The following is a 12,427-nucleotide window of genomic DNA, read 5'->3' on the forward strand; positions in this document are numbered from 1 at the left end:
TCAGATCACCCCCAGCACGTTCACCGTCGCCAGGCCGACGAACGTGCCCGAGAACGCGCCGATCAGAGCGAAGAGCACACCCACCGGGACCATCTGCCGGTGGAAGGCACTGGCCACGACCGGCGCGGAGGCCATGCCGCCGAGGTTGGCCGTGCTGGCCACCGCCAGGCTCGCCAGTTCGGACTTCGTGAGCTTGGCGTAGACGACCATGACAGTCGCGTGCACGATCAGTGCGATCACGCCGATCAGCAGGTACAGCGGCGCCTCTGCCAGCGACGAGAAGTCGGAGCCGGAGGCGATGATGCCGATGATCACGTACAGCATCACCATCGCGAGCTCGGACGAGCCGGCCGTCCTGCCGAACCGGGTCGAGGCGATGACGAGGCCGAGCACGCTGACGATGAGGATCGTCCACGTGGTGCCGGTGACGACGTCGCCGAGCTCCGGAAGCAGACCGCCGACCCAGGTCGCGATCGCGGACACGAGCAGACTGAAGCCGATCAACGTCATCAGTGACGTCAGGTCGATCGACCGTTCCTGCTCGTCGGCCGCGTGTCCGTCGAAGTTGATCGCCTTCGCCTTGGTCCACTGGTTGAACCGGTCGGCGACGCCCACGGAACTGAACATCACCAGCAGCCACAGTGAGTAGAGCACCGTGTCGACGATGAGCACGTAGCCGATCAGCGTCTCCGGTGCGTCCACGATGGACTGCACCGCGACCAGGTTCGCCGAACCACCGGTCCACGACGCGGCGAGCGCACCGAGTGCCTTGTACGCCTCGCCTTCCAGTGTCGCCTGGAAGATCAGGAACGCGATGACGAATCCGACCGCGATGCTGAGCGCCGAGATCACGAACGTCAGCAGGAGTTTCGGGCCGAGCTTGATGATCTTGCGGATGTCGCATTTGAACAGCAGCAGCAGGATCATCGCCGGCAGCAGCGCGTCCTTCACCGCGTCGCCGGTCGCGTCGACCGAATCGGACTCGCCGAACACGCCCACCGTGTTCAGCAGCGCCGCTCCGAGGTAGAGCAGCACGAAGCCGGGTACGTACTTGAGGAACCGGTACTGCCTGCGTTGGGTGACGTAGACGATGACCGCGGCCAACCCCAGTAGCACACCGAGATAGAGGAACCCGTCCGTAATCATGTTCGCGTCGCCGCCGTCCTTTCTTCCTTACACGCAAAAAAAGTCGGAAACACACGCCCGACCGAGGTGGTCGGGTGCGTGTTTCCGACTGGGTCCGGCCCGATCAGGGGCCAGGCAATCGCTGGGTCTTACGGAGACGTCAGCCGGCGGTGAGACCGACCGCGCTGCGGTACTTGGTCGCGGCGTGGTGCAGTGCCGCGATCAAGGCTCGCTGCGACGAACCGTGATAGCGCGCGGAGATGCGCTCCGTAAGAAGACCTTCCTCCGTGATGCACTCTCGAACGAACAAGCCTTTGACGAACCGGTTCGTCAGGGCCAACGTCGCCGAGCACTCGGCATCAAGGATTCGGTGTGTGTCCGGGTCGATCTCGAAGGCGATGAAGAACAACCCGTACTGGTTGGTGATCGGGTTGTTCGAGGGTGCTTTGGCCTCGCCCGTGACGAAGACCGACGTGGACATGGCGAGACATTAGGACAGGGCCACCGTCTCCCGGTAGTCCTCGCAGGAGCTCACCGGCAGACGTTACTCAACCGTCACCTGCACCCGCATGCACGCTGCCGCGCAACGTGCATGCGGGAGCAGGACTCATGGGGAAGTGACGAAGTCGCTTTCGGCCCGGCCGTCCCCTCGCGCCGCCGCAGGTTCTCAGCACGCCCCCGGCAAGGACAGCCCCGACGTGGTGAACTGGACATTCATGAGTCGGTGATCCCGGAGCCGGTGGCGCGCTGAGGTTCTGCCACCTGCACCGCTACGCAAGTCCGGCAGCAAACCTTGCCTTCGTTTCAGCTGAGGCGTTCGAGGACCATGGCCATGCCTTGACCGCCGCCGACGCACATGGTTTCGAGGCCGAACTGCTTGTCGTGGTGCTGCAGCGAGTTGATCAGCGTCGAAGTGATGCGGGCGCCGGTCATGCCGAAGGGGTGGCCGACGGCGATGGCACCGCCGTTGACGTTGACCTTGTCGAGGTCGATGCCCAGGTCTCGGTAGGAGGGGATGACCTGGGCGGCGAAGGCTTCGTTGATCTCGACCAGGTCCATGTCGCCGACGGACATGCCGGCGCGGGACAGTGCCTGCTTCGAGGCCTCGACGGGGCCGTAGCCCATGATCTCGGGCGAGAGTCCGGACACGCCGGTGGACACGATGCGGGCGAGCGGGGTGAGGCCGAGCTGCTTGGCCTTGGTGTCGCTCATGATCACCAGCGCGGCGGCGCCGTCGTTGAGCGGGCAGGCGTTGGCTGCGGTGATCCGGCCGTCGGGGCGGAACACCGGCTTGAGGCCCGCCACGCCTTCGATCGTCACGCCGGCGCGGGGGCCGTCGTCCTTCTCGACGACCGTGCCGTCGGGCAGGGTCACGGGGGTGATGTCCTTGGCCCAGAAGCCGTCGGCGATGGCCTTCTCGGCGAGGTTCTGCGACCGCACGCCGAACTCGTCCATCTCCTCGCGCGAGATGCCCTTGAGTCGTGCGAGGTTCTCGGCGGTCTGGCCCATGGCGATGTAGACGTCGGGCAGCTGGCCGTTGGAACGCGGGTCGGTCCAGCTGTCGGTCTCCTTCTCGGCCGTGGCGGCGGTGCGGGCCTCGGCGTCGGCGAACAGCGGGTTGTGTGTGTCGGGCAGCGAGTCGGAGTTGCCCTTGGCGAACCGGGACACGGCCTCGACACCTGCGGAGATGAACACGTCGCCCTCGCCCGCCTTGATCGCGTGCAGGGCCATGCGTGTGGTCTGCAGGCTCGAGGAGCAGTAGCGGGTGATGGTGCAGCCGGGCAGGTGGTCGTAGCCGAGCAGGGTCGCCACGACGCGGCCCATGTTGAATCCGGACTCGCCGCCGGGCAGGCCGCAGCCGAGCATCAGGTCGTCGATCTCGGCCGGGTCGAGCTGGGGCACCTTGTCGAGGGCGGCGCGCACCATCTCCGCGGCGAGATCGTCGGGACGTTTGTCCACCAGCGAGCCTTTGCCCGCCCTGCCGATGGGCGAACGGGCTGCGGACACGATCACGGCTTCGGGCATGGTGGACACTCCTTCGGATCAACCTAAGCGGATGCTTACGTACATCCTGCCTGTCGGTTCGCGCCCTGGCCAGTGGCGGGCGCAACGCATCACTTCGGTGTCATCATCACGCCGTGTCGAATCACCGGAGCACAGCGTTACGGCCACGGACGATCGCACTGTGGGCCGTCGGACTGTTGCTGGTCGCCACTGCCGCGGCCACCACGATGCTGTCGCTGCTCGGCGGTGGCCGGCCCGAGGACCGCGCCAGACTGGACGCCCTGCGTACCGCATCGAGTCTGGTCATCGGGACGGGCGGCGGAGCCGCGCTGCTGCTGGCCGCCCGGCGGCAGCGGTCCAACGAGCTCGACCTCGAACAGCGTGACCACGACGCCACCGAACGCCGCATCACCGAGCTGTACGGCCAAGCGGCCGAACAGCTCGGCCACGAGAGCGCCGCGGTCCGGCTGGCGGGCATGTACGCGCTGGAACGTCTGGCCGCCGACCACCGGCCGCAACGCCAGACGATCGTCAACGTGCTCTGCGCCTATCTGCGCATGCCGTTCGACGATTCGGCCGAGGAACGGCAGGTCCGCTTCGCGGTGCAGCGGATCCTGCAGTTGCACCTGCGCCCCGACGTCGAGGACGCCTTCTGGGACGACATCGATCTCGACCTCTCCGGAGCGCGATTGCCGTGGTTCAACTTCTCGCGCTGCCGGATCCGCTCGCTGAACTGTCGCGGGGCGGTGTTCACGGAGCTCGCCACGTTCCGCGGAACCGAATTCGGGTCCAAGGCCGATTTCGTCGAAGCACGGTTCCTCGATGACGCGGACTTCCGCAACGTGGACTTCGGACGGAACGGAAGCCAGTTCCGCGGCGCGCGTTTCGAGGGGCCGGTGCGGTTCGGCGAGCACACCGCCGCGAATCTCGCCGGCGCGGTGACCAGGACCGGAGTGGGACGCAGCTGGCCGCCGGGGTGGGAAGCGTGCGAATCGGAGGACGATCCGGGATGGGCCGACCTGCGGCAGGTCGAAACCGGTGAGTCACTCGGCGCGTCGTAGTGAACACAGTCCGCGAGCAAGGCCTTCGACACCGGAAAGGAGAGGACCGATGCGTGTCATGGGCAGCATGCCGGGCGGGGCGTCGGCGCCGCTTGTGGTGGTGAGCCGGCGGGGCGCGCGGTCGTGGCAGGCGGACTTCCGGCGTCGATCCGTGGTTTGGTGATGGCGGGGCGACGCGGGAAGCCCGCAGGCTCCCCGCGCCGCTCCGTGGCTCATCAACCGGTTGTGGTGATGCGGCCGTTGCCGCCCTCCGGGTACTGCTCGGCGGTGACGGAACCGTTCAGGCCCTCACTGGCGTAGCCCTCGACGGCCTGCTGGTAGGTGGTGCCGACCGAGGTGAAGTCCAGGTCGCCGAACGGGTAGCCGTCGCCGCCACGGGCCGAGAAGTCGTTGGTGGCGACCGAGATCGGCGCACCCTCCACGACCTGGCCGTTCTCGACCACCACGGTGCCGTCGTCGAGCGTCACGTTCTGCACCCGCTCGCCCGGCTCCAGCACCTCGCCGCTGTTCTCGTCGACGACCTGGGCCTTGGCGTTCGGGTCGTAGGTGAACTTCACGCCCGAGACCTGCATGAACGCGCCGGAAGCGTCGGGCGAGGCCGCCACGCCGCGCTCGAGCAGCTGGCGGAACACCTCCCGCGGCACCTCGGGCACGACCGCGACGAAGTTGGAGAACGGTGCGACGTCGTAGGTGTCCAGCGCACTGACATCACCCGCGGGCAGCGTCGAGTCGTTGCGGATACCGCCGCCGTTCTGGATACCGACCTGCGGTGGCGTCACGCCGTACTCCTCGGCCTGCTGTTCGCCCGTCCAGCGCAGGCTGTCGGCGACGAGGTTGCCGAGGTTCGTCTCCTTCGAGCGCACGTCGTTCCGGACGCCGTTCAGCGGCACCTCGCTGGTCGCCACGGTGGTGTCGGCCAGTTCCTCCAGGTGTTGTGCGACCGGCTCCTCCACCTCGGAACGGACCTTCTCGTCGCCGCGGACCGCGTCGGGGCCGACGCCGGACACGCGCACCGGGCCCGACTCGGCGTCGTCGACGCCGACGACCTCGCCGCGCCAGTTGAAGTTCAGCACCAGCCTGCCGACGTACTTGTAGTCGCCGGTCGTGGTGACGACGGGCACGCTGTTGCCGTTCGCGTCGTCGGCGTACAGCGGGAAGCCCCGCTCGGCCTCGTCACCGGGGATGAGCCGGTCGTCGTCGCCGGCGAGGATCTCACCGCCGCCCGCGCCGACGACCGCGTCCACGCCCTTCAGCTGCGGCACCAGTTCGAGCTCGTTGTCGATGTCCTGCAGGTGCGAGACGAGCAGCACCTTGTCGATACCACGGTCGGCGAAGTCGGAGGCGAGCGCGTTCGTCAGCTTCGCCATCCGGGGGTCGACCTCGACGTTCCTCGGGCTCGACAGCGACGGCAGTTCCGGCGTCGTCAGGCCGATCATGCCGATGCGCTGGCCCCGCGAATGCAGCACCTTGCTCTTGAGGATCGTGCCGTCCTTGGCGTGCGCGTCGAGCGTCGGCTCACCGGAGACGTCGACGTTCGCGCTCACGAAATCCAGTGAACCGTCGAACGCGGAGATGAAGTCGGCGAACACTTCCGGTCCGAAGTCGAACTCGTGGTTGCCGATCGTGGTCGCGTCGAAACCGATCTCCTCGACCGCGCGGGCGTCGTAGAACGGGGCACCGTCCTGCTGGCTGGCCGAGAACTCGGGGCCGGCCAGGAAGTTGTCGCCGCCGGATATCGAGACCTCGCCCCGCCACAACGCCTGGCCCGGCTTCGGCCAGCCCGTGACAACGTCCTTGCGCAGGTCGTCCATCACCGTGGCCATGCGCGACGGGCTGCCGTAGGGGTTCTGCCCGCCGTCGACGATCTCACCCTCGTCGGTGCCGTCGCCGGGCACACCGAGCAGCGCGGATTCCATGTCGTTGGTGAACAGGACGTTGAGGGTGAACACGGGGGCGTCGTCGAAGAAGCCGAACGCCTTCGCGTTCGGTGCGGCTCCGGCGACGCCACCGGACGTCGCCAGCAACGCGCTCGCGAGGGCGGTGGCGGTGGCAGCTCGCGCCACCCGCTTGTGCCGTCTCGGCAGGGCTTTCACGGCGGGGACTCCTTGTTACGGACGTGACGGTCGAAACGCCGTGAGCTAATCACAGTGGTCCTTTTCGGACAATGAAATCGAAAAGAACCCCGACTAACGATGTGCAACGGTCATCGGCTGATTACTCTGGCGGCATGGATTACGCCGAACACGTCATCGACCTCGTGGGAGACACCCCGTTGGTCAAGCTGAACTCCGTGACCGACGGAGCAGGCCCCCTCGTGCTCGCCAAGGTCGAGTACGTCAACCCCGGTGGCAGCGTCAAGGACCGCATCGCGCTCCGGATGGTCGAGGCCGCCGAGGCGTCCGGGGAGCTCAAACCGGGCGGCACGATCGTCGAACCGACGTCCGGCAACACCGGCATCGGCCTCGCGATGGTCGCGCAGCGCAAGGGGTACCACTGCGTGTTCGTCTGCCCGGACAAGGTCAGCGAGGACAAGCGCAACGTTCTCGAGGCCTACGGCGCGCGGGTCGTCGTCTGCCCCACAGCCGTGCCGCCCGAGCACCCCGAGTCGTACTACAGCGTCTCCGACCGGCTCGTCACCGAGATCGACGGCGCGTGGAAGCCCAACCAGTACGCCAACCCGAGCAACCCCGAGAGCCACTACCACTCGACCGGCCCCGAACTGTGGCGGCAGACCGAAGGCAAGATCACTCACTTCGTCGCGGGCGTGGGCACCGGCGGCACGATCTCCGGCACCGGTCGTTACCTCAAGGACGCTTCCGAGGGCGCGGTCAAGGTCGTCGGCGCCGACCCGGAGGGTTCGGTGTACTCGGGTGGCGCCGGTCGGCCGTATCTCGTCGAAGGCGTCGGCGAGGACTTCTGGCCGGAGACCTACGACCGCGACATCGCCGACGAGATCATCGCGATCTCCGACGCCGATTCGTTCATCATGACCCGCCGCCTCGCCGCGGAGGAGGGCCTGCTCGTCGGCGGCTCGTGCGGCATGGCCGTGGCGGCCGCGGTGGAACTGGCCAAGCGGTGTGACCCCGACGACGTCATCGTCGTGTTGTTGCCCGACGGTGGCCGCGGCTACCTCGGCAAGGTCTTCAACGACTCGTGGATGGGGGCGTACGGGTTCCTGCCGCCCGACTCGACGGACGCAACCGTCGGCGACGTGCTGCGGCGCAAGGACGGCACGCTGCCGGACCTCGTCCACACCCACCCCCACGAGACCGTGACCGAGGCCGTGGCGATCATGCGCGAGTTCGGCGTGAGCCAGATGCCGGTCGTCAGCGCCGAGCCGCCCGTGATGGCCGCGGAGGTCGTCGGCGCCGTGAACGAACGTGATCTGCTCGACAAACTGTTCGGCGGCGAGGTCGCGCTCGCCGACATGTTGCAGACCCACATGTCCCCGCCGCTGCCCACGATCGGCGCCGGGATGTCGATCACCGCCGCCATCAACGCGTTGACCTCGGCCGATGGTGCGCTGGTGCTGGAGGGTGGCAAGCCCGCAGGCGTCGTCACCCGGCAGGACCTGCTGGCGTTCATCTCCGGACGCGAGTGACTACAGCTCGTTTTCGCGCGCTGCCCAGCGGGGCGTTCCGGGTCACGATTACGTGTATCCGCTAGCGTGTGCTCGAGCTAGAGACAGAAGGTCCTCGTCAAGGGGGTTCAAGCCCACATGAGTGCTCCGCAGCCACCGAACCAGCCCGGGGGTGGCGAGCAGCAGCCGCCGCAGGGGCAGCCGAGTGGTTCCCAGCCTGCCCAGGACGGCCCGTTCGAATCGGCCGAGCCGACGCAGGTCGTACAGCCCGGCCAGTCGGATCAGGGTGGCCAGGCGCCGCAGCAGCCCGCCGATCAGGGAGGCAACGCGGCCCAGCCGCCGCAGCAGCAGCAGCCCGCCGACCAGGGCGGGGAGGCGACCCAGGTCGTCCAGCCTGCGCAGCCCGGTCAGCAGCAGCCACCCCAGGGCGGCTCCGAGTCGACGCAGCTGGTATCGCCCGACATGCAGCCGCAGGCGTCGATTCCGTACGCCCCGCCGCCGAGTGCGGCGGACAACCCCGCTGCGGTGAACCCCCAGGGCTACGGCGCTCCGCAGGGCCAGCAGGGGTTCGACCCCTCGCAGGTCCAGCAGGGCTTCGGCGCACCGGGCCAGCCCGGCGGTGGCTTCGACCCGTCGCAGGGTCAGCAGGGGTTCGGTGCACCGGGCCAGCCCGGCGGCTTCGACCCCTCGCAGGGGCAGCAGGGCTTCGGCGCTCCCGGCCAGCCACCGCAGGGTGGTTTCGGCCAGCCGCCTCAGGGCTACGGCCCGCCTCCCGGTCAGCCGGGCGGCTTCGGCGGACCGCCTCCCGGCCAGTTCGGCAGCCAGCCCGGCTTCGGCGGCCAGCAGGGTGGCGGTAATCCGATCATGGCTTGGGTCGCCGGGGGCATCGCGGCGCTTTTCGGCTTGATCGCGTTGATCCTGTCGTTCATCGATCTCGGCGACGTCAGCGATCTTTCGGACATGGTCGGCGAGAACGTCGACGCGTTCACCGAGCAGAGCGGTATGTCCTCCCCTGGGACGTTGACGTTCTACCTCATCATGATCTTGCTCGGCGCGCTCGCCGGTATCGCTGGCGGTGCGCTGCTCGGCTTGGCTGCGATGAAGCGCGGAATCCTGAAGATGATCGCGCCGATCGCTCTCGCTGCAGGCGGCTTCCTGATCCTGCTGTTCAGCATTCTGCTGTGGGCAGGTGCGACACCGAAGGGCGAGATCGTCGAGCAGGCTGAAGCACGAGGTATCGAGGTCGACACCGTCAGTGGTGGTGCGATCCTGTATCTGCTTGCCGGGTTGCTGCTACTCGGTCTCGGCGGTGCGCTGTTCGTGCCCGCTGTCGCGAAGCTGCTCGGACTCGGTGGGGACAGCGGTCCGGGTCAGTCCGGTGGCTTCGGCGGCCAGCCCGGTGGCTTCGGCCAGCCGCCGCACGGCCAGCCCGGCGGGTTCGGCCAGCCGCCGCAGCAGCCGGGTCAGCCCGGCGGTTACGGTCCGCCGTCCGGTGGGTTCGCCCAGCCCGGCGGGCCCAACCCGCAGTCGGGTGGCTTCGGTCAGCCCGGTGGGCCCAACCCGCAGTCGGGCGGCTTCGGTGCTCCCGGTCAGCCGCCGCAGCAGCCGGGTCAGCCCGGTGGTTACGGTGGTCCGCCGCCGCAGGGGCCGCCTCCCGGCCAGCCGCCGCAGGGCCAGCCGCCGCAGTGGTGAGGCGCTGAACAAGAACGCACCACGACGCCCCGGTCGCTCGAGCGGCCGGGGCGTCGGCATTTCCCGTGTCGGGGTGTCCGACGCGCGTGGCCGCAATAGGGTGGGCACATGTCCCACGAATCCGCCGACACCGGCTTCTCCACCCGCGCCATCCACACCGGTCAGAAGCCCGACCCGCGAACCGGGTCGGTCATCGTGCCGATCTACCAGACCTCCACGTACGCCCAGGACGGTGTAGGCGGCACCAGGGAAGGCGACTACGAGTACTCGCGCACCGCCAACCCCACGCGCACCGCCCTCGAGGAGGCGCTCGCCGCGCTGGAGAACGGCCGCCACGCGCTGGCATTCGGTTCGGGCATGGCCGCCAGCGACGCCGTGCTGCGCACCACGCTGCGGCCCGGTGACCACCTGGTGCTCGGCAACGACGTCTACGGCGGCACGTTCCGTCTCATCGACAAGGTCCTCACCGGCTGGGGCGTCACCTACAGCGTGGCTCACCTGTCCGATGTGGACGAGGTGCGCGCTGCAATGCGCCCGGAGACGAAGCTGATCTGGTGCGAGTCGCCCACCAACCCGCTGCTGGGCATCTCCGACATCACCGCGCTCGCCGGGATCGCGCACGAGGGCGGGGCGAAGCTGGTCGTCGACAACACGTTCGCGACGCCGTACCTGCAGACGCCGCTCGACCTGGGGGCCGACGTCGTCGTGCACTCCACGACGAAGTACCTCGGCGGTCACTCGGATGTGGTCGGCGGCGCGGTCGTGACCGGCGACGACGACCTGCGGGAGCAGCTGTTCTTCCTGCGCAACTCGGCCGGAGCCGTGCCGGGGGCGTTCGACGCGTGGCTGACGCTGCGCGGCCTGAAGACGCTGTCGGTGCGTATGGAACGGCATTGCGACAACGCCGAGCGCATCGCGGCGATGCTGCAGAGCCACCCGAAGGTCTCGCGGGTGTACTACCCGGGCCTCGCCGAACACCCCGGACACGACGTCGCGGCCAAGCAGATGCGGCGGTTCGGCGGGATGGTCGCGTTCGACCACGTCGACGGGGAGCAGGCCGCGCTGAAGGCTGCCGCGGGCACGAACGTCTTCATCCTTGCCGAGTCGCTGGGCGGGGTGGAATCGCTGATCGAACACCCGGGCCGGATGACGCACGCCTCGGCCGAGGGGTCGTTGCTGCAGGTGCCGGCCGAGCTGGTGCGGCTGTCGGTGGGGATCGAGGACGCCGAGGATCTCGTCGATGATCTGCGGCAGGCGCTGGGCTGAGACTGGTGGCCCGGGTCGGTGCGGCGCAGGCGTCGGCCGCGGTGGCCCGGGCGAGCGCGGCAGTAATGGCTACGGCCGGTAGTTGCGGGGCGCCTCGTCGTTGCCGCCGGCCGGGCCGTGCTGCTCGCCGGGACCGGTGGCGGGCAGGTCCTCACCGTCCACGCAACCGCCGATGAACTGCACGTTGTCGGCGTGGCGCACGTACTGGCCCTGATCGCCGCACGAGGCATAACCCACTGTGAACACCGCCGCTCCGGCCAGTGCCATGGCCGACACGATGCCGGCGAGCAGCGGTGTGACACGGCCCTGCGAGCGTGCGTCCCGCGGTGCCGACGGCCGTGCCATGCTGATCCTCCGGTCGTGGATTCGTCCCCCTGGGTCGGCTCCAGGGTACCCAATGCTCACGCGCGACATACACGGAAGCTCCGATCTCGGAGGGAGAGTCGTCACAGTCATGACCGCCACGCGGCTCGTCGACCTTGACCGCATTCTGCAAGCACGTGACCTGCTGGGCGGTGTCGTCCGCGTGACGCCGATGGAGCACGCGCGCGAGTTCGCCGACTCGTTCGGCGGTCCGGTCCATCTGAAGTGCGAGAACCTGCAGCGCACGGGCTCGTTCAAGGTGCGGGGCGCGTATACGCGGATCCACGGGCTCTCGTCGGAGGAACGGGCCCGCGGTGTGGTCGCGGCGAGCGCGGGCAACCACGCGCAGGGTGTCGCGCTGGCCGCGTCGCTGGTCGGCACGCAGGCGACCGTGTTCATGTCACGGAAGGCGCCGTTGCCGAAGGTCGCCGCCACGCGGGGCTACGGCGCGGACGTGCAACTCGTGGGCACGGCGTTCGAGGAGGCGTTCGCGGGCGCGGTCGAGTTCGCGGAGCGGACCGGTGCGGTGTTCATCCACCCCTTCGACCACCCCGACATCATCGCAGGCCAGGGCACGGTCGGACTGGAGATCCTGGAGCAGGTGCCGGACGTCGGCACGGTGCTCGTGTCCACCGGCGGGGGCGGGCTCGTGTCCGGTGTGGCGAGCGCGATCAAGGCGAGCAGGCCCGAGGTGCGGCTGGTCGGGGTGCAGGCGGACGCCGCGGCGGCGTTCCCGCCGTCGCTGGCGGCGGGCGCTCCGGTGGGGTTGGACAGCACGCACACGCTCGCCGACGGGATCGCGGTGGCACGGCCGGGGGAGCTGACGTTCGAGCACGTGACGGCGCTCGTGGACGACGTGGTGACGGTCGGCGAGGAGGCGCTGTCTCGGGCAGTGCTGAACTGTCTGGAGCGCCGCAAACTCGTCGTCGAACCCGCGGGCGCGGCACCGGTGGCGGCGCTGCTCGAACACGAGGGTGCTTTCGAACCGCCGGTCGTGGCCGTGCTGTCCGGCGGCAACGTCGATCCACTGCTGCTGATGCAGATCATCCAGCACGGTATGACCGCCGCGGCGCGGTACCTCTACGTCCGGCTGTGGGTGCCGGATCGGCCCGGATCTCTCGCGGGCGTGGTGACGCGGCTGAGCGAGCTCGGCGCGAACATCGTCGACATCGAGCACTCGCGCATCTCGGGCAGGCTCGGCATCGGCGAGGTCGAGGTGGCGTTGAAACTGGAGACGAGGGGGCCGCAGCACTGCGACGACGTCATCGCGGAACTGCAGCGCGCCGGCTACACGGTCGCCGCCGCCGACCACTGACGACGCACAGTAGTGCCCCCC

10 protein-coding genes are annotated in these 12,427 nt (G+C 68.9%); 5 read left to right on the plus strand and 5 right to left on the minus strand.

The window, feature by feature from the left end:
* The 3 genes from FB384_RS13245 to FB384_RS13255 all read right to left on the minus strand — a co-directional run bounded on the left by FB384_RS13245 (position 1) and on the right by FB384_RS13255 (position 3,150).
* Complete coding sequence (locus FB384_RS13245; RefSeq protein WP_183783103.1) at positions 1-1,146, minus strand: DUF819 family protein; 1,146 nt, start codon at positions 1,144-1,146, stop codon at positions 1-3.
* Positions 1,147-1,285: 139 nt separating this feature from the next.
* Positions 1,286-1,606 (minus strand): DUF3870 domain-containing protein, encoded by a 321-nt coding sequence (locus FB384_RS13250; protein WP_183783105.1) that lies wholly within the window; start codon positions 1,604-1,606, stop codon positions 1,286-1,288.
* 323 nt (positions 1,607-1,929) lie between these two features.
* The gene (locus tag FB384_RS13255; protein WP_183783107.1) at positions 1,930-3,150 is read right to left on the minus strand and encodes an acetyl-CoA C-acetyltransferase; all 1,221 of its coding nucleotides are present in this window, start codon (positions 3,148-3,150) and stop codon (positions 1,930-1,932) included.
* 113 nt (positions 3,151-3,263) lie between these two features.
* On the opposite strand from FB384_RS13255, the gene FB384_RS13260 reads away from it, so the two are divergent.
* Complete coding sequence (locus FB384_RS13260) at positions 3,264-4,190, plus strand: pentapeptide repeat-containing protein (RefSeq protein WP_258938131.1); 927 nt, start codon at positions 3,264-3,266, stop codon at positions 4,188-4,190.
* A 215-nt stretch (positions 4,191-4,405) separates the two neighbouring features.
* Here the strand turns inward: FB384_RS13260 and FB384_RS13265 are convergent, their stop codons facing one another.
* Positions 4,406-6,283 (minus strand): bifunctional metallophosphatase/5'-nucleotidase, encoded by a 1,878-nt coding sequence (locus FB384_RS13265; RefSeq protein WP_258938130.1) that lies wholly within the window; start codon positions 6,281-6,283, stop codon positions 4,406-4,408.
* Between the two features lie 134 nt (positions 6,284-6,417).
* On the opposite strand from FB384_RS13265, the gene FB384_RS13270 reads away from it, so the two are divergent.
* The 3 genes from FB384_RS13270 to FB384_RS13280 all read left to right on the plus strand — a co-directional run bounded on the left by FB384_RS13270 (position 6,418) and on the right by FB384_RS13280 (position 10,728).
* Positions 6,418-7,791: a cystathionine beta-synthase gene (locus FB384_RS13270; RefSeq protein ID WP_183783110.1), complete on the plus strand. Its 1,374-nt coding sequence runs from the start codon at positions 6,418-6,420 to the stop codon at positions 7,789-7,791.
* A gap of 117 nt (positions 7,792-7,908) precedes the next feature.
* A complete protein-coding gene (locus FB384_RS13275; RefSeq protein ID WP_183783112.1) occupies positions 7,909-9,462 on the plus strand; it encodes a hypothetical protein in 1,554 nt (517 codons plus the stop codon).
* Positions 9,463-9,570: 108 nt separating this feature from the next.
* Positions 9,571-10,728 (plus strand): cystathionine gamma-synthase, encoded by a 1,158-nt coding sequence (locus tag FB384_RS13280; RefSeq protein ID WP_183783114.1) that lies wholly within the window; start codon positions 9,571-9,573, stop codon positions 10,726-10,728.
* A gap of 69 nt (positions 10,729-10,797) precedes the next feature.
* Here FB384_RS13280 and FB384_RS13285 read toward each other — a convergent pair whose 3' ends face one another.
* A complete protein-coding gene (locus FB384_RS13285; RefSeq protein ID WP_228726017.1) occupies positions 10,798-11,073 on the minus strand; it encodes a hypothetical protein in 276 nt (91 codons plus the stop codon).
* Between the two features lie 109 nt (positions 11,074-11,182).
* Between FB384_RS13285 and ilvA the strand changes: the two genes are divergently transcribed.
* The gene (gene ilvA / locus FB384_RS13290; protein WP_183783116.1) at positions 11,183-12,406 is read left to right on the plus strand and encodes a threonine ammonia-lyase; all 1,224 of its coding nucleotides are present in this window, start codon (positions 11,183-11,185) and stop codon (positions 12,404-12,406) included.
* Positions 12,407-12,427: the final 21 nt, after the last annotated feature.

The sequence above is a fragment of the Prauserella sediminis genome (genome assembly GCF_014195435.1).
GTDB classification, from domain to species: domain Bacteria; phylum Actinomycetota; class Actinomycetes; order Mycobacteriales; family Pseudonocardiaceae; genus Prauserella; species Prauserella salsuginis.